Origin of the sequence: Caldimonas brevitalea (assembly GCF_001017435.1) — a bacterium.
In the GTDB taxonomy this organism is placed as follows: Bacteria; Pseudomonadota; Gammaproteobacteria; order Burkholderiales; family Burkholderiaceae_C; genus Caldimonas; species Caldimonas brevitalea.
Window position 1 is genome coordinate 1,785,780 of sequence record NZ_CP011371.1, and the last position, 23,547, is coordinate 1,809,326.

Here is a 23,547-nt window from a genome sequence, read left to right on the forward strand (position 1 = left end):
CTCCGCCAAAACAAAACGGCCCGCAAATCGCGGGCCGTTTCTCATGGGCAGTCAGCCGTGACGATCAGACCGTCACTTCCTTTGCCACGTCGCTGAACTCCTGGATCTGGTCGAAGTTCATGTAGCGGTACACCTTGCCGCCGTCCTGGTTGATCACGCCCATGTCGGCGTGGTACTCGGCGACGGTCGGGATGCGGCCCAGCTTCGAGCAGATCGCGGCCAACTCGGCGGAACCGAGGTAGACGTTGGTGTTCTTGCCCAGGCGATTGGGGAAGTTGCGGGTGCTGGTCGACATCACCGTGGCGCCTTCGCGCACCTGCGCCTGGTTGCCCATGCAGAGGCTGCAGCCCGGCATTTCCATGCGGGCACCGGCACCGCCGAGCACGCCGTAATGGCCTTCCTTGGTCAGCTCGGCGGCGTCCATCTTGGTCGGCGGGGCCACCCACAGCTTGACCGGGATGTCGCGCTTGCCTTCCAGCAGCTTCGAGGCGGCACGGAAGTGACCAATGTTGGTCATGCACGAGCCGATGAACACCTCGTCGATGGTCGCGCCTTGCACGTCGGAGAGCGTCTTGGCGTCGTCCGGGTCGTTCGGGCAGCAGACGATCGGCTCCTTGATGTCGGCCAGGTCGATCTCGATCACGGCGGCGTATTCGGCGTCGGCGTCCGGCTGCAGCAGCTCGGGCTTGGCCAGCCACTGTTCCATCGCCTTGATGCGGCGCTCGAGGCTGCGCTTGTCCTGGTAGCCGTTGGCGATCATCCACTTGAGCAGCGTGATGTTGCTGTTCAGGTATTCGATGATCGGCTCCTTGTTCAGGTGCACCGTGCAGCCGGCGGCGCTGCGCTCGGCCGACGCGTCGCTCAGCTCGAACGCTTGCTCGACCTTCAGGTCGGGCAGGCCTTCGATTTCGAGGATGCGGCCCGAGAAGACGTTCTTCTTGCCCTGCTTGGCGACGGTGAGCAGGCCTTGCCTGATGGCGTACAGCGGGATCGCGTGCACCAGGTCGCGCAGCGTGATGCCGGGCTGCATCTTGCCCTTGAAGCGCACCAGGATCGATTCGGGCATGTCCAGCGGCATCACGCCGGTGGCGGCGGCGAAGGCCACCAGGCCGGAGCCGGCCGGGAAGCTGATGCCGATCGGGAAGCGGGTGTGGCTGTCGCCGCCGGTGCCGACGGTGTCGGGCAGCAGCATGCGGTTGAGCCAGCTGTGGATCACGCCGTCACCGGGGCGCAGCGCGATGCCGCCGCGGTTGCTGATGAAGGCGGGCAGCTCGCGGTGCATCTTGACGTCGACCGGCTTCGGATAGGCCGCGGTGTGGCAGAAGCTCTGCATCACCAGGTCGGCGCTGAAGCCCAAACAGGCCAGGTCTTTCAGCTCGTCGCGGGTCATCGGGCCGGTGGTGTCCTGGCTGCCGACCGAGGTCATCTTCGGCTCGCAGTAGGTGCCCGGGCGCACGCCCTGGCCTTCCGGCAGGCCGCAGGCACGGCCGACCATCTTCTGCGCCAGGGTGTAGCCCTTGGTCGACACGCTCGGCGCGCTCGGCAGGCGGAACGTGGTGGAGGCGGGCAGGCCCAGGAACTCGCGCGCCTTGGCCGTCAGCGAGCGGCCGATGATCAGGTTGATACGGCCGCCGGCGCGCACTTCGTCGAGCAGCACGTCGCTCTTGAGCGAGAACTCGGCGATCTTGGCGCCGTTCTTCTCGATCTTGCCGGCATAGGGGTAGATGTCGACCACGTCGCCCATGTCCATCTTGGACACGTCGACCTCGATCGGCAGCGCGCCGGAGTCTTCTTGCGTGTTGAAGAAGATCGGGGCGATCTTGCCGCCCAGGCAGACGCCGCCGAAACGCTTGTTGGGCACGTAGGGAATGTCTTCGCCGGTGGCCCAGATCACGCTGTTGGTGGCCGACTTGCGCGAAGAGCCGGTGCCCACGACGTCACCGACGTAGGCGACCAGATGGCCCTTTTTCTTCAGGTCTTCGATGAACTTGACCGGGCCGCGCTTGCCGTCTTCCTCGGGGGTGATGCCGGGGCGAGCGTTCTTCAGCATCGCCAGGTAGTGCAGCGGGATGTCGGGGCGGCTCCAGGCGTCCGGCGCCGGCGACAGGTCGTCGGTGTTGGTTTCGCCGGTGACCTTGAACACCGTCACGGTGATCTTCTGGGCCACTTCAGGGCGCGACGTGAACCACTCGGCGTCGGCCCACGACTGGATCACGGCCTTGGCGTGCGCGTTGCCGGCCTTGGCCTTCTCGGCCACGTCGTGGAAGTAATCGAACATCAGCAGGGTCTTCTTCAGACCCTCGGCGGCGACGGGCGCCACTTCGGCGTCGTCGAGCAGCTCGATCAGGGGTTTGACGTTGTAGCCGCCGACCATCGTGCCCAGCAGCTCGGTGGCCTTGGCGCGCGAGATCAGCGCCACCTTCAGGTCACCGTGGGCCACGGCGGCCAGGAAGGACGCCTTGACCTTGGCGGCGTCGTCCACGCCCGGGGGCACGCGGTGCGTCAGCAGGTCGAGCAGAAAGCTCTCTTCGCCGGGGGGCGGGTTCTTCAGCAGCTCGATCAGCTCGCCGGTCTGCTGGGCAGACAGCGGCAGCGGGGGAATGCCGAGTGCGGCGCGTTCGGCGACGTGGTCGCGATAGGTTTGCAGCATGTGGGGGCTCTCCGGATGGCGGCCGGCTCGTGAAAGCGGCCGGCGACTGTGTCGTATTTTATGTCTTATATAAGAGTTGCGGGCCGGTTCCGTCGCGGCAATGTGGCGAGGAGTGGACGCGGCGGCAAGGCGCGCATAAGGCCCGCCGCGTCTCGCCGGAACGAACACGCCCCGTCAGGGGCGTCGGCGCAGTTCGCTGCGGTGCCGGTCGGCGAGGGTGGCAGTGTGGTGCCGCCGCTTTGACCGGCGTCGCCGGGCTCCGTGGGCGTAAGGCGGAGCACCTCGAGGGGCCATGGCACCGGACGGCGCCGCGGCTCGCCGGAGGTCAGTTGTTGGTGGCGGCCGCCTTCAAGGCGTCAGCGACTTCGCGCTGCTTGGCATGCACGCAGTCGTCGACCATACGCTGGCCCGACTTCACGTTCATCAGCATCGACTTGTTGGCGATCTGCAGATAGAGCGTCTCACCGCGCACGTCTTCCAGGCGCATCGCGCCCGTGCCCGACAACACCGGCTTCATCAGGTACTTGCGCTTGCCGTAGGTCAGGTCGACATAGCCGGGGTAGGTGGCGTTGTGCGCCAGGTCGACCGACTGCTTGTATTCGCACTGGCTCTCGCCGATGTGCACACGTTCGGCCGCTTCGAGCTGCTCGGGGCTGGCCGGCGCGGGGGCCGCGGCTGCGGCTGCCGCCTTTTTCTTGCTCGGTTTCTTCTCGGCGTGCGCGAACGACACGGCGATCAGGGCGCTGGCGCCGATCGCAGCGGCACGAATCAGGGTTTTCCTCATGGTCATCTCCTAGCTTGGTGGTCCCGGGGAAGCCTAGATTGTGGGCGGGTGCATCTTGTAACATCGCGCAGGCACGGTCCTTGATTGCGACAAATTTCTGGTCTTCGGGCCCCGCGTGCAGGGGGCGATGCCGGACCGGCCGTTCATCGTTCGCGGCGCGGTGACGCGGGCGGGCCGCGCCGCAGGGCGGGTGAGGCGCAACAGTGCGAGGGCCTGCCGTGAAGGCCGCTTGGAGCCGGGCGCAAACTGTGAACATGTTCATGTTTGGCGCTGCTTCGAGCCGGCCGGGGCCACCTTTTGGCGCCCGCTACAGGCCCTGTTCCTGCCGCTGTAGATCCCGCATCGTGCGCCATCAGAAGTGCCTTGACGCGGCAAGGATCGCGTTTCTGCTCTTACCGGCGGTAGCCCGGCGACGCGAGGCGTTCGTCTCGGCCATGCAACAGCCGCCGCAACGGCGTGCGGCAGGGCTTACGTGAAGAAGGCGGTCAGGGCAGCGTCCGGCAGCGTGCGGCCGGTCCGGTGCGCGCGCGCCAGCACATGCCAGTAGTAGCGATAGCTGGCACGGTCGTGCAAGGTGTCAGTGCCGCGCGTCTTGTGCCGGATGGGCCCCCACGCGGCGGCCTGGGCGGCCAGCAGGATCTCGGCCGCGGCTTCCACCTCAGCCTCGTCCGGCGCGAAGGCCTCGACGATGGTTCGGATCTGGTTCGGGTGGATGCTCCACATCCGCGTGTAGCCCAGCTCACGTGCCGCTTTGCTGGCGGCCGCGCGCAGCGCGTCGAGGTCGTTGAACTCGGTGACGACACAGTGCGAAGGCGTCTTGGCGGCCGCATGGCAGGCGGCGGCGATCTCCAGCTTGGCGCGCAGCACCAGCGGGTGCGAGAACTGGCCCCCTGCGGTCATGCCGCTGGCGGGAATCGCGCCGCGGTGGGCCGAGACGAAATCCATCAGCCCGAACGAGACCGACTCGATGCGGGGGTGGGCTGCGATCGCCCACACGTCGCGCAGCGCGCCGTGCGTTTCGACCAGCACGTGCACCGGCACGCGCCGCTGCAAGCCGAGGCTGGCCGCAATGGCGTCGATGCGGTCGCAGGCCTGCCGCACATCGTCGAGGTGCTCGGGCTTCGGCACCATCAAGTAGGCCAGGCGCTCACCGCAGCGCGACAGCAGCGCGTGGACCTCCTCGTCGAAGCAACGGTGCCCCACCGGATGGACCCGGGCGCCGACCCGCCCGTAGCGGTTCTCGGACGAGGCCACCAGTTCGGCCATGAGCAGTGCATGTTCGAGCTCGCCGCCCACCGGTGCGCCGTCCTCGGCATCGAGCGTGGCGTCGAAGACGGCACCGCCATAACGCTCGCCCAGTTCTGCCTGAAGAGCCAGGCTCTTGCGCATGCGGGCTTCGACGCCGGCATAGTGGTCGCAGGCGGGCAGGGCGCTGGGCAGGTCGGACGCACCGAACAGCGCTTGCGCCGGGTGCAGCGGTGCGGGGGAGGGGGTGGTGGCCGAGGTCACTGACGTGGAGGTGAACTGAAGCTCGAATGGAAAAAGGCCGACCAGCAGGAAGCGGTCGGCCTTTGCGTCGGGATCTGCGCTCCCGGAGGGTTTACAGCAGGTGCTTGACGCCGTCCTGCTCTTCCTGGAGTTCCTTGAGGGTCAGGTTGATGCGCTCTTGCGAGAAGGCGTCGATCTCCAGACCTTCGACGATCTTGTATTCGCCGTTTTCAGTGGTCACCGGGTAGCCGAACATCACGTCCTTCGGAATGCCGTACTCGCCGTTGGACGGCACGCCCATCGTGACCCACTTGCCCTTGGTGCCCAGCGCCCAATCACGCATGTGGTCGATCGCGGCATTGGCGGCCGAGGCGGCCGACGACAGGCCGCGGGCCTCGATGATGGCGGCGCCACGCTTGCCCACGGTGGGCAGGAACACGTTCTTGTTCCATTCCTCGTCGTTGATCAGCGGCTTGACCGGCTGGCCTTCGATGGTGGCGAAACGGTAGTCGGCGTACATCGTCGGCGAGTGGTTGCCCCACACGGCCAGCTTCTCGATGCTCGACACCGGCTTGCCGGTCTTGGCAGCGATCTGGCTCAACGCGCGGTTGTGGTCCAGGCGCAGCATCGCGGTGAAGTTCTTGCGCGACAGGTCGGGGGCCGACTTCATCGCGATGTAGGCATTGGTATTGGCCGGGTTGCCCACCACCAGCACGCGCACGTTGCGGCTCGCCACGGCGTTGAGCGCCTTGCCCTGCGCGGTGAAGATCTGGGCGTTGGCGGCCAGCAGGTCCTTGCGTTCCATGCCGGGGCCACGCGGACGGGCGCCGACCAGCAGTGCGTAGTCGGTGTCCTTGAAGGCGGTGTTCGCGTCGCCGTGCGCTTCCATGCCGGCCAGCAGGGGGAAGGCGCAGTCTTCGAGTTCCATCATCACGCCCTTGAGCGCCTTCTGGGCCTTCTCGTCGGGGATTTCCAGCAGCTGCAGGATCACGGGCTGGTCTTTGCCCAGCATTTCGCCAGAGGTGATGCGGAACAACAGGGCGTAGCCGATTTGGCCAGCCGCGCCGGTGACGGCCACGCGTACGGGTTTCTTGCTCATGTGAGACTCCAGGGAATCGTTTTGTGGATGGAACGTCGAGGCGACCGATGCGAGAACCAGACGGCGTGAGAAAAAACGCGTGGCGTCGCCGCAGCACCTGCTCCAACCCGAAAGTGTAGGGGAGTCTGGGGCCGCCTTCCCATACTGTCAATGGTCCTATGTCTTATATAAGACATCATTCATCTGTCTCTGGACTTGATGCTTGCGTTGTGATGCAATCGCGGGCATGGCCCCCCTGCCTTCCTCGTCTTTGTCGGATGTTCCGGCCTCGCCTTCCGAGTCCGGCGGGCCTGCTTTCAGTCCGCTTTACCAGCAGATCAAGGGGCTGATCACGCGCAGCCTGCAGGCCGGCGAGTGGAAGCCGGGCGAGGCCATCCCGAGCGAGGTCGACCTGGCCGCGCGCTTTCGGGTCAGCCAGGGCACGGTGCGCAAGGCCATTGATGAACTGGCCGCCGAGAACCTGTTGGTGCGGCGTCAGGGCAAAGGCACTTTCGTCGCCACCCATTCCGAAGAAAAGATCCAATACCGCTTTCTGCGTCTGATGCCGGACGACGGCGAGCAGGGCTCGGTCGATCGCAAATTCATCGATTGCCGGCGCGTACGCGCCCCGGCCGACGTGGCGCGCGCCCTCGAGTTGAAGTCGGGCGATGCTGCGCTCCAAATCCGCCGGGTGCTGTATTTCAAGGGCCAGCCGGTCGTGTTCGACGACATCTGGCTGCACGGCGGGCTGTTCAAGGGCCTGACGGCCGAGCGGCTGAGCGATTACCAGGGCCCGATGTACGCGCTGTTCGAAACCGAGTTCGGCGTGCGTATGATCCGCGCCGAAGAAAAACTGCGGGCAGTGGCCGCCGACCCCGCCACCGCCGCCTTGCTGAACCTCGCTGAGGGCTATCCGCTGCTCAGCGTCGAACGCTTGTCCCTGACCTATGGCGACAAGCCTGTCGAGATCCGCCGCGGGCTGTACAACACCGCGTCGCACTTCTATCGCAACGAGGTGAGCTGAGAGATGTCTCCCGTTCGGGCAGGCCGCCGAACCGGCGTTGCTGTCGAGCCTGCTGCGTTGCAATAAAATCGTCTGGTTTCACCGTCGTTACATCGCGAGAAATCGCTAGAAGGTTGGGTATGCCTGAAATCAAGAAACATAGGCCCGGGCCGATGGGCCTGGTGGATGCCTTGCAGTACCGGCTGCCGGCAGCCGGCTGGGTCTCGATCCTGCACCGTGTCAGCGGCCTGCTGCTGTTCGTGCTGCTGCCGTTCACGATCTGGCTGTTTGACAAAAGCCTCACCTCTGAAGTTTCTTTCGAAGAATTCACCTCGGCATTTCGCGCCGGGCTCTGGATCTTCCCCGCCTGGTTCGTCAAGCTGGTCGTGCTGGCCATGATCTGGGCCTACCTGCACCACTTCATTGCCGGCATGCGCCATCTGTGGATGGACATGTTCCACACCGTCGGCAAGGAGCAGGGGCGCAACTCCGCGATCTTCACGCTCGTGTCGAGCGTGCTGCTGACGGTGGTGTTGGGCTACAGGCTGTTCTTCTGAACACAAAAAAGAGAACTCCACGATGAGCAACACATACGGCAACTACGGTTCCAAGCGCCTGGTGGTTGGCGCGCACTACGGCTTTCGCGACTGGCTGGCGCAGCGCGTCACCGCCGTGCTGATGGCCTTGTTCACGATCGCGCTGATCATCCAGGTGCTGGTGCCCTGGTACAAGCGTGACGAGGCGGGCAACCGCATCAACGAGATCGTCGGCTACGACAAATGGGCCGGCATCTTCTCTCAACAGTGGATGAAGGTGCTGACCTTCGTCGTCATCATTTCGCTGCTGTACCACGTCTGGGTCGGCATGCGCGACATCTGGATGGACTACGTCAAGCCGATCAGCGTGAAGCTGTCGCTGCAGGTGGCGACCATCGTCTGGCTGGTGGGCTGTGCCGGCTGGGCAGTGCAAGTGTTGTGGAGGCTGTGATGCAAGTGGGATCTTCTCTTCCGAGGCGCAGGTTCGACGTCGTCATCGTCGGGGCCGGCGGCTCCGGGATGCGCGCGTCCCTGCAACTGTCGATGGCCGGGCTGAACGTCGCGGTCCTGACCAAGGTGTTCCCGACCCGTTCGCACACCGTGGCGGCGCAGGGCGGCATCGGCGCGTCGCTGGGCAACATGTCCGAGGACAACTGGCACTACCACTTCTTCGACACCGTCAAGGGCTCGGACTGGCTGGGCGACCAGGACGCCATCGAGTTCATGTGCCGCGAAGCGCCCAAGGTCGTGTACGAGCTCGAGCACTTCGGCATGCCGTTCGACCGCAACCCCGACGGCACCATCTACCAGCGCCCGTTCGGCGGCCACACCGCCAACTACGGTGAAAAGCCGGTGCAGCGCGCTTGCGCCGCAGCCGACCGCACCGGCCACGCGTTGCTGCACACGCTGTACCAGCAAAACGTCAAGGCTCGCACCAACTTCTTTGTCGAGTGGATGGCGCTCGACCTGATCCGCGACGCCGAAGGCGACGTGGTGGGCGTGACCGCGCTCGAAATGGAGACCGGCGAGGTCTACATCCTCGAAGCCAAGACGGTGCTGCTGGCCACCGGCGGTGCGGGCCGCATCTTCGCGGCCTCGACCAACGCCTTCATCAACACCGGTGACGGCCTGGGCATGGCGGCGCGTGCGTCGATCCCGCTCGAAGACATGGAGTTCTGGCAGTTCCACCCGACCGGCGTCGCCGGCGCCGGCGTGCTGCTGACCGAAGGCTGCCGCGGCGAAGGCGCGATCCTGCGCAACGCCAACGGCGAGCGCTTCATGGAGCGTTATGCGCCGACGCTGAAAGACCTGGCGCCGCGCGACTTCGTGTCGCGCTCGATGGACCAGGAGATCAAGGAAGGTCGCGGCTGCGGTCCCAACAAGGACTACGTGCTGCTCGACATGACCCACCTGGGCGCCGAGACGATCATGAAGCGGCTGCCCTCGGTGTTCGAGATCGGCCACAACTTCGCCAACGTCGACATCACCAAAGAGCCGATCCCGGTCGTGCCCACCATCCACTACCAGATGGGTGGCATCCCGACCAACGTCTACGGCCAGGTGGTGGTGCCCAAGAACGGCGCGCCGAACGACATCGTCAACGGCCTCTACGCCGTGGGCGAGTGCTCCTGCGTCAGCGTGCACGGCGCCAACCGGCTGGGCACCAACTCGCTGCTCGACCTGGTGGTGTTCGGCCGCGCCGCCGGCAACCACATCGTCGACTACAACCTGAAGAACAAGTCGCACAAGCCGCTGCCCAAGGACGCCGCCGACCAGACCCTGGCCCGTTTGGCGCGCCTGGACACGGCGGTCAACGGCGAGTACTCCCAGGATGTGGCCAACGACATCCGCCGCACCATGCAAGCGCATGCCGGCGTGTTCCGCACCCAGGCCAGCATGGACGAAGGTGTGAAAAAGATCCTGGAAGTGACCGAGCGCGTGAAGAGCATCGGCTTGCAGGACAAGTCCAAGGTGTTCAACACCGCCCGCGTCGAAGCGCTGGAAGTCGAGAACCTGATCGAAGCCGCGAAGGCGACGATGATCTCGGCGGCGGCGCGCAAGGAAAGCCGTGGCGCCCACGCGCACAACGACTTCCCCAACCGCGACGACGCCAACTGGATCAAGCACTCGCTGTTCTATACCGAGGGCAACCGTCTCGATTACAAGCCGGTCAACATGAAGCCGCTGACGGTGGAGTCCATTCCGCCGAAGGTCCGCACCTTCTGACGGACGTCACAGCAGGAAACCACGATGAGCCAGAAACGTAAATTCCAGATCTACCGCTACGATCCGGACAAGGACGCGAAGCCCTACATGCAGACCATCGAGATCGAACTCGACGGCAATGAACGCATGTTGCTCGACGCCCTGGTCAAGCTGAAGGCGGTCGACCCGACCTTGTCGTTCCGCCGCTCGTGCCGCGAAGGCGTGTGCGGCTCGGACGCGATGAACATCAACGGCAAGAACGGCCTGGCGTGCCTGACCAACATGCGCACGCTGAAGGACCCGATCGTGCTGAAGCCGCTGCCCGGGCTGCCCGTGATCCGCGACCTGATCGTGGACATGACCCAGTTCTTCACGCAGTACCACTCGATCAAGCCCTACCTCGTCAACGACGTGCCGCCCCCCGAGCGCGAGCGCCTTCAGACGCCGGAAGAGCGCGAAGAGCTGAACGGCTTGTACGAGTGCATCCTGTGCGCGAGCTGCTCGACCAGCTGCCCGAGCTTCTGGTGGAACCCGGACAAGTTCGTCGGCCCGGCCGGCCTGTTGCAGGCCTACCGTTTCATCGCCGACAGCCGTGACCAAGCGACCAACGAGCGCCTGGACAACCTCGAAGACCCCTACCGTCTGTTCCGTTGCCACACGATCATGAATTGCGTCGACGTTTGCCCGAAGGGGCTGAACCCGACCAAGGCGATCGGCAAGATCAAGGAACTGATGGTGCGGCGCGCGGTGTAAACCGCGCCGACCCTTTGTCCTGTCGCCGGTAGGGCCTATCATGAGTGAACCGCTGCTCGATGAACGTTCGCTGAGCAAACTGCGCTGGCGTTGCCGGCGCGGGCTGCTCGAGAACGATTTGTTCATCGAGCGGTTTTTCGCTCGCCACGCCAGCACCTTGACCGTGCGGCAGGCCGAGGGCTTGCAGGCGCTCATGGACCTGTCGGACAACGACCTGCTCGACCTGCTGCTGGCGCGCAGGGAGCCCGAAGGAGAGCTGAACCGACCGGAAGTCCGGGACGTTCTCCTTCAGATGCGCCAGCCCGCCTAAAGAGATTCTCGAAAACCAAGGAAATGCCATGACACCGTCAGACGTGAAAGCCACCCTTTCGTTCTCCGATGGCAGCCCCAATATGGAGCTGCCCATCTACAAGGGCTCCGTCGGCCCGGATGTGATCGACATCCGCAAGCTGTATGCACAAACCGGCAAGTTCACGTACGACCCGGGTTTCCTGTCGACGGCGTCGTGCAACTCGGCGATCACCTACATCGACGGCGACAAGGGCGAGTTGCTCTATCGCGGCTACCCGATCGAGCAGTTGGCGGTGAACTGCGACTTCCTCGAGACCTGCTACCTGCTGCTGTACGGAGACCTGCCGAACCAGGCCCAGAAGGACGATTTCGTCAGCCGCGTGACCAGCCACACGATGGTCAACGAGCAGATGCAGTTCTTCCTGCGCGGCTTCCGCCGCGATGCGCACCCGATGGCGGTGTTGACCGGCCTGGTGGGCGGCTTGTCGGCCTTCTATCACGACAGCACCGACATCAACAATCCGCAGCACCGTGACATCTCGGCGATCCGTCTGATCGCCAAGCTGCCGACGCTGGTGTCGATGGCCTACAAGTATTCGATCGGCCAACCCTACATCTACCCGAAGAACTCGCTGTCCTATGCCGCGAACTTCACCCGCATGATGTTCGCGACGCCGTGCGAAGAGTACGAGCCGAACGAAGTCGTGGTGCGCGCGCTGGACCGCATCTTCATCCTGCACGCCGACCACGAGCAGAACGCCTCGACCTCGACGGTGCGTTTGTGCGGTTCGTCCGGCACCAACCCGTTCGCGGCCATCGCTGCCGGCGTCGCCTGCCTGTGGGGCCCGGCGCACGGTGGCGCCAACGAAGCCTGTTTGAACATGCTGGAAGAGATCCAGCAAATGGGCGGCGTGGCCAAGATCGGTGAGTTCATCGGCAAGGTCAAGGACAAGAACTCGGGCGTGCGCCTGATGGGCTTCGGCCACCGCGTCTACAAGAACTACGACCCGCGCGCCAAGCTGATGCGCGAAACCTGCCACGAAGTGCTCAACGAACTGGGCCTGGGCAACGACCCGCTGTTCAAGCTGGCGATGGAACTCGAGAAGATCGCGCTGGAAGACGAATACTTCGTCGCCCGCAAGCTCTACCCGAACGTCGACTTCTATTCCGGCATCGTGCAACGCGCCATCGGCATCCCGGTGTCGCTGTTCACCGCGATCTTCGCGCTGGCCCGCACCGTCGGCTGGATCGCCCAGCTCAACGAGATGATCGGCGACCCCGAGTACAAGATCGGCCGTCCGCGTCAGCTCTACGTCGGCGCGACGAAACGCGACGTCAAGTCGATCGACCATCGGGGTTGAGCCGGCTGCGGGGTGCCGGCGGCACCCCGTCTCCCGCCTCTCCAACGCGAAACCCCGGCCTTTGTGCCGGGTTTTTTGTTAGTAAACGCTTAAAATCAGGGCCTTCTCGCGCGCCGCGCGTCCCCCACGGGCAGTTTGTTGCAAATCATGGGCCGTACTCTTTACGACAAGATCTGGGACGAACACGTCGTCCACACCGAGGAAGATGGCACCGCCGTCCTCTACATCGACCGCCATCTGGTGCACGAGGTGACCAGCCCGCAGGCCTTCGAAGGCATCGAGGTGAGCGGGCGCAAGGTGTGGCGGCTGTCCGCCAACCTGGCGGTCAGCGACCACAACGTGCCCACCACCGACCGCTCGCAGGGCATTGCCGACCCGATCTCGAAGCTGCAGGTCGACACGCTGGACCGCAATTGCGACCGTTTCGGCATCACGCAGTTCAAGATGAGCGACAAGCGCCAGGGTATCGTCCACGTGATCGGCCCGGAGCAGGGCGCCACGCTGCCCGGCATGACGGTCGTTTGCGGCGACTCGCACACCTCCACCCACGGCGCCTTCGGTGCGCTGGCGCATGGCATCGGCACCAGTGAAGTCGAGCACGTGCTCGCGACGCAGACGCTGCTGGCCAAAAAAGCCAAGAACATGCGCATCGCGGTCGAGGGCCAGCTGCCGCGCGGCTGCAGTGCCAAGGACATCGTGCTGGCGATCATCGGGCGCATCGGCACGGCCGGCGGCACCGGCTACACCATCGAGTTCGCCGGCAGCGCGATCCGGGCGCTCAGCATGGAAGGCCGCATGACGGTCTGCAACATGGCGATCGAGGCCGGCGCCCGGGCGGGCCTGGTGGCCGTCGACGACACCACCGTGCAGTATGTGAAAGGCCGTCCGTTCTCGCCGCGCGGTGTCGAATGGGACCAGGCGGTGGCCTACTGGCGCACGCTGCAGTCCGACCCCGACGCGCACTGGGACGCGGTGGTCGAACTCGACGCCACGCAAATCCGCCCGCAGGTCACCTGGGGCACCTCGCCCGAGATGGTGGTGTCGGTCGAAGACCGCGTGCCCGATCCCGAGAAAGAGAAGGACCCGGTCAAGCGCAATGCGATGGAGCGGGCGCTGCAGTACATGGCGCTCGAGCCCAACAAGGCGATCGACGACATCCGCATCGACAAGGTGTTCATCGGTTCGTGCACCAATTCACGCATCGAGGACATCCGTGAGGCGGCTGCCGTGGTGCGCCGCGTCGGGGGACGCGTTGCGTCCAACGTCAAGCTGGCGATGGTGGTGCCGGGCTCTGGCCTGGTAAAGGAACAGGCCGAGCGCGAAGGCCTCGACCAGGTCTTCAAGGCGGCCGGCTTCGAATGGCGCGAACCGGGCTGTTCGATGTGTTTGGCGATGAACGCCGACCGGTTGGAGCCGGGCGAACGTTGCGCGTCGACCTCGAACCGCAATTTCGAGGGCCGGCAAGGCGCCGGCGGTCGCACCCATCTGGTGAGCCCGGCGATGGCGGCGGCAGCGGCGATGCAGGGCCACTTCGTGGACGTGCGCCGTCTCGCCTGAGTCAACCGGCCGGCTCGCGGGCACGATGACGTCCGTGTGAGGTCGTCGCCGCGGAGGTGTTACAGCTGCGCGGGCCAGGCGCCCGCACGGCAGAATGCGGGTCAACGATCGAGGCTGCGGTGCGCCGCAGGTCAAGGGCAACGGGCCGGTCGGCGGCCCGGAGCGAGGGAAATACAAGCATGCAAGCATTTCGAGTCCACAAAGGTCTGGTCGCTCCGATGGACCGCGAGAACGTCGACACCGACGCCATCATTCCCAAGCAGTTCCTGAAGTCGATCAAGCGCACCGGTTTCGGGCCCAACCTGTTCGACGAATGGCGCTATCTGGACGTCGGCCAGCCCGGGCAGGACCCGGCGACCCGCAAGCCCAACCCCGATTTCGTGCTGAACCAGCCGCGTTACCGCGGCGCTTCGGTGCTGTTGGCGCGGCAGAATTTCGGCTGCGGCTCGAGCCGCGAGCACGCGCCCTGGGCCATCGAGCAGTACGGCTTCCGGGCGCTGATTGCGCCGAGTTATGCCGACATCTTTTTCAACAACTGTTTTAAGAACGGCTTGCTGCCGATCGTGCTGCCCGAGCACGAGGTGTCCCGGTTGTTCGACGAAGTGCAGGCGTTCGTCGGCTATGAGCTGACGATCGATCTCGAACGCCAGGTGGTGGTCAAGCCCGACGGCGCCGAGCTGTCGTTCGAGGTCCAGCCGTTTCGCAAGTTCTGTCTGCTCAACGGCTATGACGACATCGGCCTGACGTTGCGGCACGCTGACAAGATCAAGGCGTACGAAGCCGAGCGCCTGGCGACCAAACCCTGGCTGAACCACCGCATCGTGTGAAACAGCCCGCCGCCGGCGCAGCGGCGCGGCGGCCGTGAGACCGAAAGCGCGCCCGGCGACCGCCGGGCCGAGCCGTTTGTACCGGCGCGAAATCGTGTGTGTGTCTGCGCCGTCTGAAAGGAAGATCATGAAAATTGCCGTGTTGCCCGGTGACGGCATCGGCACCGAGATCGTCGCCGAGGCCGTCAAGGTGCTGTCCGTCCTCGACCTCTCGTTCGAGCTCGAAGAGGCCAAGGTCGGCGGCGCCGCGTACGAGGCGCACGGCCATCCGCTGCCCGAGTCCACCCTGAAGCTGGCCCAACAGGCCGACGCGGTGCTGTTCGGCGCCGTCGGCGACTGGAAGTACGACAACCTCGAGCGCGCCTTGCGTCCCGAGCAGGCCATCCTGGGCCTGCGCAAGCACCTGGAGCTGTTCGCCAACTTCCGCCCGGCCATCTGTTACGAGCAGCTGACGCATGCGTCCAGCCTCAAGCCCGAGCTGGTGGCCGGCCTCGACATCCTGATCATTCGCGAGCTGACCGGCGACATTTATTTCGGCCAGCCGCGTGGCCGCCGCAGTGCGCCGGACGGTGTGTTCGCCGGCCAGCCGGAAGCTTTCGACACGATGCGCTACAGCCGCCCGGAAATCGAGCGGATCGCCCACGTCGCGTTCCAGGCCGCCCGCAAACGCGGCAAGAAGGTCACGAGTGTCGACAAGGCGAACGTGCTCGAAACCTTCCAGTTCTGGAAGGACGTGGTCACCGAGGTGCACGCCGAGTACCCCGACGTCGAACTGGAACACATGTATGTCGACAACGCGGCGATGCAGCTGGTCAAGGCGCCCAAGCGCTTCGACGTGCTGTTCACCGGCAACATGTTCGGCGACATCCTGAGCGATGAAGCGGCGATGCTGACCGGCTCGATCGGCATGCTGCCGTCGGCCTCGCTCAACGCTCGCGGCCAAGGGTTGTACGAGCCCAGCCACGGCTCGGCGCCCGACATCGCGGGCAAGGGCGTGGCCAATCCGCTCGCAACCATCTTGAGCGCCGCGATGATGCTGCGCTACAGCCTGAACCAGTCGGAAGCCGCCCTGCGAATCGAGACAGCCGTGAAAAGCGTACTGGCGCAAGGCTTGCGTACCGCCGATATTTACAGCGATGGAACGACGAGGGTCGGGACAAAGGAGATGGGCGACGCTGTGGTCGCCCGCTTGAAAGCCCAGTCCTGATGCACCCGCCGCCCGGTCTCCACCGGGCGCAAGCCACAACAGGGCTGCCACGCGACCGCTCGCACGAGCATCTGAAACAACGCCGCGCGTGGCACCTCGCACACACGAACTGAGAACAGGATCACGAAATATGGCGACGACTTTGGTTGGACTGGTGGGCTGGCGCGGCATGGTCGGCTCCGTCCTGATGGACCGCATGCAGCAGGAGAACGACTTCGCGCTGATCGAGCCGGTCTTCTTCAGCACCAGCAATGCCGGCGGCAAGGCCCCGGCGATGGCCAAGAACGAAACCACGCTGAAGGACGGCTTCGACATCGACGCGCTGAAGCGCTGCGACATCATCATCACCGCGCAGGGCGGTGACTACACGACCGAAGTCTTCCCGAAGCTGCGGGCGGCCGGTTGGAAGGGCCACTGGATCGACGCCGCGTCGACCCTGCGCATGAAGGACGACGCTGTCATCGTGCTCGACCCGGTGAACCTGCCGGTGATCAAGAACTCGCTCGCGCAAGGCGGGCGCAACTGGGTCGGCGGCAACTGCACCGTCAGCTGCATGCTGATGGGCGTCGGTGCCCTCTACAAGGCCGGCCTGGTCGAGTGGATGAGCACGATGACCTACCAGGCCGCGTCCGGCGGTGGTGCACAGCACATGCGTGAGCTGCTGACGCAGTTCGGCACGCTGAACGCCGAGGTCAAGGCGCTGCTCGACGACCCCAAGAGCGCCATCCTCGAGATCGACCGCAAGATCATCGCCAAGCAGCGTGGGCTGTCGGCGGAAGAAACCGCCAACTTCGGCGTGCCGCTAGGCGGCAGTTTGATCCCGTGGATCGACAAGGACCTGGGCGACGGCACCAGCCGCGAAGAGTGGAAGGGCGGCGCCGAAACCAACAAGATCCTCGGCATCGGCGAGGCCTACGGCTCTCCAGCGATCCCGGTCGACGGTTTCTGCGTCCGCATCGGTGCCATGCGGTGCCACAGTCAAGCACTCACTTTCAAGCTTAAGAAAGATGTGCCGGTGGCCGATATCGAGGCCATGATCGCGAACGACAACGCGTGGGTCAAAGTGGTGCCCAACACCCGCGAGGCCACCATCCGAGACCTGACGCCGGTTGCGGTCACCGGTACGTTGACCATTCCTGTGGGGCGGCTGCGCAAGCTGGCGATGGGCCCCGAGTACCTGGGCGCCTTCACCATCGGCGATCAGTTGCTGTGGGGCGCGGCGGAACCGCTGCGTCGCATGCTGCGCATCCTGCTCGACGCCTGAGCGGCGGGCCGGGCAGGCACGAAGACGTTGTGACCTAGCGACATGTTGCTTTAGGTTACAACGCCTTCCGCTGCAAAGGAATGTCAGCAATTGCATGAGCTTGTCAGCGTATCTGCTTGATGTTATTGTGATTTCTGCAATTCTTGCCGGCGGATTTACACGCTGGTCCGGCCATAATGAGAGCTTCGCGGGTAGGGCACCTTGATCCATTGGGAGACGCCTTGAAACGAAATACACGATCCGTAGGGCGTTTCGCTCTGTCTGGGGTGGCTGCGGCCACCTTGTGCTTTGCAGCGGGCCACGCTGCGGCACTCGGACTGGGGCGGCTGAATGTTCAGTCAGCCTTGGGCGAAGGCCTGCGCGCCGAGATCGACATCACCAGCATGACGCCTGAGGAAGAGGCGCAGTTCCGGGCCCGCATCGCCGCGCCGGACGCGTACCGTGCCGCGGGTGTCGACTACAACGCCGTGCTGCCGCAAACGCAGGTGACCCTGCTGCGCCGCACCGATGGCCGGCCTTACCTGCGCATCACCAGCGACCGCGTGGTGCAAGAGCCGTTTGTCGACGTCATCCTCGAGCTGTCGTGGGCCTCCGGCCGGTTGGTACGCGAGTACACACTGCTGCTCGACCCGCCGACCACACGCCAAGCATCCAACACCACGACGGCGCCGGCCATGTCCAGCAACGGCGAAGGCGCTGCCTCCGCAGCCGCCAGCCGGCCGCGCTCGAACGGCGCCGCATCGACCGACAGTGCTGCTCCGGCCACGCCTGCTCGCACCGCCCGCGCGCCCGAAGAGCGCCGGCCGGCGCCTGCGCGTGCCGAGTCCGCCCGCGCCGCCGATGCGCCGCGCACTGCCGGCAGCGGCAGCGAGGAAGATCAGTACACGGTGCGCCGTGGCGACACCTTGTCGTCGATCGCCGGCCGTGTGCAGCGCACCGGTGTGTCGCTCGACCAGATGCTGGTCGCGCTCTACCGCACCAACCCTGACGCGTTCATCGGGCAGAACCTGAACCGCTTGAAGGCAGGCGCGGTGCTGTCGGTGCCCTCGACCGAACAAGCCGAATCCGTCTCGCCCTCGGAAGCCCGCCAGGTGATCCAGGCGCAAAGTGCCGACTTCGCGGCCTACCGTCAGCGCCTGGCCGGCGCCGTGCCTTCGGCCGGCACGTCCGAGCCGAGCCGTCAGGCGTCGGGCCAGGTGAGCGCAGCGGTCGAAGACCGTCGCCAGGCTGCCGCCCCGTCGCCGGACCGTCTGACCCTGAGCAAGGGCGCTCTGGGCACCAAGGGTGCCGGGTCCGAGGAGCAGATTGCGAAGGAACGCGAGAAGAAGGACGTCGACACCCGCGTCGCCGAACTGTCGCGCAACCTGCAAGACCTGAAGAAGATCGCGCCGAAGGGCGCGGGTACCGGCGCGTCGGCGCCGACCGCCCCGGCACCCACGGTGCCCGGTGTGCAAGTGCCGACCGCTCCGTTGGCCACCCCGCCGGCCCCTGCTTCGGCGCCTGCCGCGGCTGCGACTCCGGCGTCGCCGGCCCCCGCTTCGGCACCGGCCATTGCGGCGGCGCCCACGCCCACGCCTACTCCGGCACCGGCGACTCCCGCTTCCGAGCCGGTCCCGGCCGATGCCGGGGCTGTCATCGCGTCGGGTGACGAGACCGCTTCCGCTGCCGAAGCCGAGGCCGCGTCGGCCCCCGCTCCGGCGCCGGTGCGCCCGGCCGAGCCCGCTCCGGCCCCGGCCGAGCCGAGCTTCATGGAAGCGCTGCGCGACAACCCGCTGCTGCCCTGGGTGGCAGGCGGTGTCGCCCTGCTGTTGGCGGGCTTGGGCGTCTACCGCCTCAAGTCCAAGGGCAAGAAGGACAGCGGCGAGACCTCCTTCCTCGAGAGCCGCTTGCAGCCCGACTCGTTCTTCGGGGCCAGCGGCGGCCAGCGTATCGACACCAAGGACGCCTCCGGCGCGCCGTCTTCGCTCAGCTACTCGCTGAGCCAGCTCGACGCGATCGGCGACGTCGATCCGGTGGCCGAGGCCGACGTCTACCTCGCCTACGGTCGCGACCTGCAGGCCGAAGAGATCCTCAAGGAAGCGATGCGCGCGACGCCCGAGCGGCTCGCGATCCGCACCAAGCTGCTCGAGGTCTATGCCAAGCGCCGCGACACCAAGGGCTTCGAGCTGCTGGCGACGCAGTTGCACGGCCTGACCCACGGTGAGGGTGAGGACTGGGCGCGGGCCCAGGAACTCGGCCGCCAGGTGGACCCCGACAACACGCTGTACCAACCCGGCGGTGCCCCGGCCAACGCCCGCCCGCCGGCGCAGGCCGTCGAGCCGCTCGGTGCGACCACGATGCCGCACTCGGTGATGCCCGCGGCGCGCTTCGAAGAGCCGCCGGCGGCGCCGGAGCGTTCGATCGACCTCGACCTCGACCTGCCGATGTCCGGTTCGCCCGCGGCGCCGCGCCCGATGGACAGCACCGCGCCGTTCCAGCCGGTCGCCGAAGCCCGTACGTCGTCCTTCGGCACGCAGGATCTCGGCGCGCCGGCCCCGTCGGCCGGTGGGCGTGACCTCGACATGTCGTTCGATCTGCCCGACCTCGAAACCCCCGCCGAGCGCTCCGCGGCCGCGCCGTCGTCGCGCTCGATGGACTTCGATCTCGACAGCCTGTCGCTCGACCTGGGCGGGGCGGCCTCGCAGCCGGGCAAGCTCGACATGACGCCGTCGCAGCCTGGCAAGTTCGATGAACTGCCCGACTTCGAGCTGGGCGACGTGTCCGACGCCGGCGACCCGCTGGCCCGCAAGCTCGAACTGGCGGAGGAATTCCGTCAGATCGGCGACCGCGAAGGTGCCCGAGAACTGCTGCAGGAAGTCGTCAGCCGCTCGAGCGGCGCCTTGAAGGCCAAGGCGCAGACGATGCTGGCCGAACTGGTGTGACGCGGCGGCGCCTGTTCCGCCCCAGCCCGTCGCCCGCACCGGAATTCGGAGCGGGCGACAGCGTGTTCCAGGCGACGTTTTGAGAATCGCCCTCGGCGTCACTTACCGCGGCACCGCGTACCAGGGCTGGCAGAGCCAGCCCGGCGGGCGCACGGTCCAAGACCATCTCGAATCCGCCCTGAGCCGCTTTGCCGGCCAGGGCGTTCGCACTTTGTGTGCCGGCCGCACCGACACCGGCGTGCATGGCCTCAACCAGGTGGTGCACTTCGACACCGACCTGGACCGGGCCCCGTTCTCGTGGGTCCGGGGCCCCAACACCTTCTTGCCGGCCGACATCGCCGTGCAGTGGTGCCAGCCAGTCCCCGACCATTTCCATGCCCGCAATAGCGCGCTCGGGCGGCGCTACCGTTACATCTTGCGCGAGGCGGCCGTCCGCCCCGCACTGGAGTCCGGCTTTGCCGGCTGGGTGTTCCGTCCGCTGGACGGCGACGCCATGCGGGCCGCTGCAGCGCATCTGATCGGCGAACACGATTTCAGCGCCTTCCGCTCCTCCGAGTGCCAGGCCAAATCGCCGGTGAAGACACTGCGCACGCTCGCCATCACCCGCCACGGCACCTACTGGTGCTTCGAGTTCGAGGCGAGCGCCTTCCTGCACCATATGGTGCGCAACCTGATGGGCTGTTTGATCGCGGTCGGCACCGGCCAGCAAGCGCCGGGCTGGGTGGCCGAGGTGCTCGCCTCCCGCGACCGGCGGGTGGCGGCGCCCACCTTTGCGCCCGACGGGCTCTACTTCGTCGGGCCGCGGTACGATGTCGCTTTCGGCTTGCCCGAGACCGTGCCGGGTGCCGACTGGCTGCCCTGAAGATGTCGCCGGCGCCCGCGCCCCAGCACCCACCCTCCTCACGATGCCACTACGCACCCGCATCAAGATCTGCGGCCTGACGCAAGAGGCCGACGTCGACGCCGCGGTCGAGGCCGGCGCCGACGCCATCGGGCTGGTCTTCTACCCGCGCAGCCCGCGTTACGTCACACTGCAACGCGCCGAGGCGCTGACACGGCGATTGGCGCCGTTCATGACGCCCGTCGGTCTGTTCGTCAATGCCGACGAAGAGACGGTGCGCGCGGCCTGCGACGCCATCCCCCACCTGGTGTTGCAGTTCCATGGCGATGAGACGCCGCAGGCCTGCGAACAATACGGCCGGCCCTACCTGCGCGCCGCGCGGATGACCGCCGAGTTCGATTTGCTACACTTTGCCGCTCGATACGCCTCTGCCCAGGCCTTGTTGCTCGATGCACACGTGGAAGGTTATGGCGGCGGCGGAAAGGCTTTCGATTGGTCACTCATTCCACCAAGCGTTCCTCGTCCGGTCGTTTTGTCTGGTGGGTTAACGCCTGCAAACGTGATCGGTGGGATTCTTCAGGTACGGCCCTGGGCCGTTGACGTGAGCTCCGGCGTCGAGAGCGCCCGCGGCATCAAGGACGCCGTGGCCATCCGCCGGTTCTGTGAAGCGGTACGCGAAGCCGATGCGCGCGACGCGTCCGCTGGAGCTTGAAGCCCTCATCACCACCTGAAGCCATGAACGATTACCAGCAACCCGACGCCCGCGGGCATTTCGGGCCCTATGGCGGGTCCTTCGTCGCCGAAACCCTCGTCCACGCGCTGGACGAGCTGAAGGCCGCCTACGACAAGTACCGCAACGACCCCGAGTTCGTCGCCGAATTCCGCAGCGAGCTGACCCACTACGTCGGCCGGCCGAGCCCGGTCTACCACGCAGCCCGCACCAGCCGCGAGATGGGCGGCGCGCAGATCTACCTGAAGCGCGAGGACCTGAACCACACCGGCGCCCACAAGGTGAACAACACCATCGGGCAGGCGCTGCTGGCCAAACGCATGGGCAAGCCGCGCGTGATCGCCGAGACCGGCGCCGGCCAGCACGGTGTGGCCACCGCGACGATCTGCGCCCGCTACGGCCTCGAATGTGTGGTCTACATGGGCAGCGAGGACGTCAAGCGTCAGTCGCCCAACGTCTACCGCATGAACTTGCTCGGTGCCACGGTGGTGCCGGTCGAAAGCGGGTCCAAGACGCTCAAGGACGCCCTCAACGAGGCGCTGCGCGACTGGGTCACCAACGTCGAGAACACCTTCTACATCATCGGCACGGTGGCCGGGCCCCATCCCTATCCGGCGATGGTGCGCGACTTCCAAAGCGTGATCGGCGAAGAGTGTTTGCAGCAGATGCCCGAGATGATCGGTCGCCAGCCGGACGCGGTGGTCGCATGCGTCGGCGGCGGCAGCAATGCGATGGGCATCTTCTATCCCTACATCGGCCATGCCGCGACACGTTTGATCGGCGTCGAGGCCGCCGGGCACGGCCTCGACACGGGCCGCCATGCGGCCTCGCTGAGCGCCGGCTCGCCGGGCGTGCTGCACGGCAACCGCACCTATTTGCTGCAGGACGACAACGGCCAGGTCATCGAAACGCATTCGGTGTCGGCCGGCCTCGACTACCCCGGCGTGGGCCCGGAGCACGCCTACCTGAAGGACATCGGCCGCGCCGAGTATGTCGGCATCACCGACGATGAAGCGCTGCATGCCTTCCACTACCTGTGCCGCACCGAGGGCATCATCCCGGCGCTCGAATCGAGCCACGCAGTGGCATACGCCATGAAGCTGGCCAAGACGATGCGTCCCGATCAGTCCATCCTGGTGTGTTTGTCCGGCCGCGGCGACAAAGACATCGCCACCGTCGCCGGCCTGCTCGAAGCCTCCAAGCGGCAGCAGCTGCCCGGAGGTGTGCAATGACCCGCATCGCCGCCACCTTCGCCGCACTGCAGGCCCAACGGCGCAAGGCGCTGATCCCCTACATCACCGCCGGTGACCCATATCCTGCGACCACCGTCGAGCTGATGCTGGCGCTGGCGGACGCCGGCGCCGACGTGATCGAGCTGGGCGTGCCGTTCTCCGACCCGATGGCCGACGGCCCGGTGATCCAGAAGGCATCCGAGCGAGCGCTGGCCAAAGGCATCGGCATGGCGCAGGTGCTCGACTACGTGCGCGGCTTCCGGGCCAAGAACAACACCACCCCGGTGGTGTTGATGGGCTATGCCAACCCGGTCGAACGTTATGACCAGCGCCGCGGCGCCGACGCCTTCGTGACCGCCGCCAAGGCGGCGGGCGTCGATGGCGTCCTGGTGGTCGACTACCCGCCCGAGGAGTGCGAGGGCTTCGCCGGCAAGCTCAAGTCGCACGGGCTCGACCCGATCTTTCTGCTCGCGCCGACCTCGACCGAGCAGCGCATGAAGGACGTGGGCCGGGTTGCGAGCGGCTACGTCTACTATGTCTCGCTGAAGGGCGTCACCGGTGCCGGCCATCTCGACACCGGCGCGGTGGCCGAGGTGGTGCCGCGCATCCGTGCCCATGTCAGCGTGCCGGTCGGCGTCGGTTTCGGCATCCGCGATGCTGAAACCGCCAAGGCAGTGGGCGCCGTCGCCGACGCCGTCGTGATCGGCTCGCGCCTGGTGCAATTGCTCGAAGAACAGCCGCCCGAGAAAGTGGCGGCAACGGGGGGCCGGTTCATCGCCGAGATCCGTGCTGCCCTCGACACCCTCATCAAGGAGTGAC

20 protein-coding genes are annotated in these 23,547 nt (G+C 66.1%); 16 read left to right on the forward strand and 4 right to left on the reverse strand.

What is annotated here, in order from left to right:
• Nucleotides 1-64: 64 nt before the first annotated feature.
• From acnB to AAW51_RS07875, 4 genes are all read right to left on the reverse strand, one after another.
• On the reverse strand, nucleotides 65-2,650 hold the full coding sequence (gene acnB / locus AAW51_RS07860; protein ID WP_047194162.1) for a bifunctional aconitate hydratase 2/2-methylisocitrate dehydratase: 2,586 nt from the start codon (nucleotides 2,648-2,650) through the stop codon (nucleotides 65-67).
• A 325-nt stretch (nucleotides 2,651-2,975) separates the two neighbouring features.
• Nucleotides 2,976-3,434, reverse strand: a complete 459-nt coding sequence (locus AAW51_RS07865; RefSeq protein ID WP_053013421.1) for a hypothetical protein — start codon at nucleotides 3,432-3,434, stop codon at nucleotides 2,976-2,978.
• A 468-nt stretch (nucleotides 3,435-3,902) separates the two neighbouring features.
• Complete coding sequence (locus tag AAW51_RS07870) at nucleotides 3,903-4,943, reverse strand: HpcH/HpaI aldolase/citrate lyase family protein (RefSeq protein WP_238947792.1); 1,041 nt, start codon at nucleotides 4,941-4,943, stop codon at nucleotides 3,903-3,905.
• 91 nt (nucleotides 4,944-5,034) lie between these two features.
• Complete coding sequence (locus AAW51_RS07875) at nucleotides 5,035-6,021, reverse strand: malate dehydrogenase (protein ID WP_047194163.1); 987 nt, start codon at nucleotides 6,019-6,021, stop codon at nucleotides 5,035-5,037.
• Nucleotides 6,022-6,247: 226 nt separating this feature from the next.
• Here AAW51_RS07875 and AAW51_RS07880 point away from each other — a divergent pair, with 226 nt between their 5' ends.
• From AAW51_RS07880 to trpA, 16 genes are all read left to right on the forward strand, one after another.
• Nucleotides 6,248-7,024, forward strand: a complete 777-nt coding sequence (locus AAW51_RS07880) for a GntR family transcriptional regulator (protein WP_047194164.1) — start codon at nucleotides 6,248-6,250, stop codon at nucleotides 7,022-7,024.
• Nucleotides 7,025-7,143: 119 nt separating this feature from the next.
• Nucleotides 7,144-7,560, forward strand: coding sequence for a succinate dehydrogenase, cytochrome b556 subunit (gene sdhC, locus AAW51_RS07885; protein ID WP_047194165.1), 417 nt, complete (start codon nucleotides 7,144-7,146; stop codon nucleotides 7,558-7,560).
• 22 nt (nucleotides 7,561-7,582) lie between these two features.
• Nucleotides 7,583-7,990: a succinate dehydrogenase, hydrophobic membrane anchor protein gene (sdhD, locus tag AAW51_RS07890; RefSeq protein ID WP_047194166.1), complete on the forward strand. Its 408-nt coding sequence runs from the start codon at nucleotides 7,583-7,585 to the stop codon at nucleotides 7,988-7,990.
• Entirely contained in the window at nucleotides 7,990-9,765 is a 1,776-nt protein-coding gene (gene sdhA / locus AAW51_RS07895) for a succinate dehydrogenase flavoprotein subunit (protein ID WP_047194167.1), read from the forward strand. Before sdhD ends, sdhA begins: the two co-directional genes overlap by 1 nt.
• Before the next feature lie 24 nt (nucleotides 9,766-9,789).
• Entirely contained in the window at nucleotides 9,790-10,497 is a 708-nt protein-coding gene (locus tag AAW51_RS07900) for a succinate dehydrogenase iron-sulfur subunit (RefSeq protein ID WP_047194168.1), read from the forward strand.
• Between the two features lie 40 nt (nucleotides 10,498-10,537).
• Nucleotides 10,538-10,807, forward strand: a complete 270-nt coding sequence (locus AAW51_RS07905) for an FAD assembly factor SdhE (protein WP_047194169.1) — start codon at nucleotides 10,538-10,540, stop codon at nucleotides 10,805-10,807.
• Between the two features lie 28 nt (nucleotides 10,808-10,835).
• Nucleotides 10,836-12,149, forward strand: a complete 1,314-nt coding sequence (locus AAW51_RS07910) for a citrate synthase (RefSeq protein WP_047194170.1) — start codon at nucleotides 10,836-10,838, stop codon at nucleotides 12,147-12,149.
• 147 nt (nucleotides 12,150-12,296) lie between these two features.
• Nucleotides 12,297-13,706, forward strand: coding sequence for a 3-isopropylmalate dehydratase large subunit (gene leuC / locus AAW51_RS07915; RefSeq protein ID WP_047194171.1), 1,410 nt, complete (start codon nucleotides 12,297-12,299; stop codon nucleotides 13,704-13,706).
• 179 nt (nucleotides 13,707-13,885) lie between these two features.
• The gene (leuD, locus tag AAW51_RS07920) at nucleotides 13,886-14,533 is read left to right on the forward strand and encodes a 3-isopropylmalate dehydratase small subunit (RefSeq protein ID WP_047194172.1); all 648 of its coding nucleotides are present in this window, start codon (nucleotides 13,886-13,888) and stop codon (nucleotides 14,531-14,533) included.
• Between the two features lie 127 nt (nucleotides 14,534-14,660).
• Entirely contained in the window at nucleotides 14,661-15,740 is a 1,080-nt protein-coding gene (gene leuB / locus AAW51_RS07925; protein ID WP_047194173.1) for a 3-isopropylmalate dehydrogenase, read from the forward strand.
• Between the two features lie 130 nt (nucleotides 15,741-15,870).
• Complete coding sequence (asd, locus tag AAW51_RS07930) at nucleotides 15,871-17,004, forward strand: aspartate-semialdehyde dehydrogenase (RefSeq protein ID WP_047194174.1); 1,134 nt, start codon at nucleotides 15,871-15,873, stop codon at nucleotides 17,002-17,004.
• A 344-nt stretch (nucleotides 17,005-17,348) separates the two neighbouring features.
• Nucleotides 17,349-19,925, forward strand: a complete 2,577-nt coding sequence (locus AAW51_RS07935; protein WP_238947794.1) for a motility hub landmark protein FimV — start codon at nucleotides 17,349-17,351, stop codon at nucleotides 19,923-19,925.
• 79 nt (nucleotides 19,926-20,004) lie between these two features.
• Complete coding sequence (gene truA, locus AAW51_RS07940; RefSeq protein WP_047194176.1) at nucleotides 20,005-20,787, forward strand: tRNA pseudouridine(38-40) synthase TruA; 783 nt, start codon at nucleotides 20,005-20,007, stop codon at nucleotides 20,785-20,787.
• Nucleotides 20,788-20,830: 43 nt separating this feature from the next.
• Nucleotides 20,831-21,478, forward strand: coding sequence for a phosphoribosylanthranilate isomerase (locus AAW51_RS07945; protein WP_047194177.1), 648 nt, complete (start codon nucleotides 20,831-20,833; stop codon nucleotides 21,476-21,478).
• A gap of 23 nt (nucleotides 21,479-21,501) precedes the next feature.
• Nucleotides 21,502-22,728 (forward strand): tryptophan synthase subunit beta, encoded by a 1,227-nt coding sequence (trpB, locus tag AAW51_RS07950; RefSeq protein ID WP_047194178.1) that lies wholly within the window; start codon nucleotides 21,502-21,504, stop codon nucleotides 22,726-22,728.
• Nucleotides 22,725-23,546 (forward strand): tryptophan synthase subunit alpha, encoded by an 822-nt coding sequence (trpA, locus tag AAW51_RS07955; RefSeq protein ID WP_047194179.1) that lies wholly within the window; start codon nucleotides 22,725-22,727, stop codon nucleotides 23,544-23,546. The genes trpB and trpA overlap by 4 nt, the downstream gene beginning before the upstream one ends.
• The last annotated feature ends 1 nt before the right edge of the window (nucleotide 23,547 follow it).

What these genes read in the sequence shown, in the direction of transcription:
- sdhC (WP_047194165.1), top strand. Translation starts at nt 7,144, where the DNA reads ATGCCTGAAATCAAGAAACATAGGCCCGGGCCGATGGGCCTGGTGGAT.
- sdhD (WP_047194166.1), top strand. Translation starts at nt 7,583, where the DNA reads ATGAGCAACACATACGGCAACTACGGTTCCAAGCGCCTGGTGGTTGGC.
- trpB (WP_047194178.1), top strand. Translation starts at nt 21,502, where the DNA reads ATGAACGATTACCAGCAACCCGACGCCCGCGGGCATTTCGGGCCCTAT.
- sdhA (WP_047194167.1), top strand. Translation starts at nt 7,990, where the DNA reads ATGCAAGTGGGATCTTCTCTTCCGAGGCGCAGGTTCGACGTCGTCATC.
- AAW51_RS07905 (WP_047194169.1), top strand. Translation starts at nt 10,538, where the DNA reads ATGAGTGAACCGCTGCTCGATGAACGTTCGCTGAGCAAACTGCGCTGG.
- leuC (WP_047194171.1), top strand. Translation starts at nt 12,297, where the DNA reads ATGGGCCGTACTCTTTACGACAAGATCTGGGACGAACACGTCGTCCAC.
- AAW51_RS07865 (WP_053013421.1), bottom strand. Translation starts at nt 3,434, where the DNA reads ATGAGGAAAACCCTGATTCGTGCCGCTGCGATCGGCGCCAGCGCCCTG.
- AAW51_RS07900 (WP_047194168.1), top strand. Translation starts at nt 9,790, where the DNA reads ATGAGCCAGAAACGTAAATTCCAGATCTACCGCTACGATCCGGACAAG.
- trpA (WP_047194179.1), top strand. Translation starts at nt 22,725, where the DNA reads ATGACCCGCATCGCCGCCACCTTCGCCGCACTGCAGGCCCAACGGCGC.
- AAW51_RS07910 (WP_047194170.1), top strand. Translation starts at nt 10,836, where the DNA reads ATGACACCGTCAGACGTGAAAGCCACCCTTTCGTTCTCCGATGGCAGC.
- AAW51_RS07880 (WP_047194164.1), top strand. Translation starts at nt 6,248, where the DNA reads ATGGCCCCCCTGCCTTCCTCGTCTTTGTCGGATGTTCCGGCCTCGCCT.
- asd (WP_047194174.1), top strand. Translation starts at nt 15,871, where the DNA reads ATGGCGACGACTTTGGTTGGACTGGTGGGCTGGCGCGGCATGGTCGGC.
- acnB (WP_047194162.1), bottom strand. Translation starts at nt 2,650, where the DNA reads ATGCTGCAAACCTATCGCGACCACGTCGCCGAACGCGCCGCACTCGGC.
- leuB (WP_047194173.1), top strand. Translation starts at nt 14,661, where the DNA reads ATGAAAATTGCCGTGTTGCCCGGTGACGGCATCGGCACCGAGATCGTC.
- leuD (WP_047194172.1), top strand. Translation starts at nt 13,886, where the DNA reads ATGCAAGCATTTCGAGTCCACAAAGGTCTGGTCGCTCCGATGGACCGC.
- AAW51_RS07875 (WP_047194163.1), bottom strand. Translation starts at nt 6,021, where the DNA reads ATGAGCAAGAAACCCGTACGCGTGGCCGTCACCGGCGCGGCTGGCCAA.
- AAW51_RS07945 (WP_047194177.1), top strand. Translation starts at nt 20,831, where the DNA reads ATGCCACTACGCACCCGCATCAAGATCTGCGGCCTGACGCAAGAGGCC.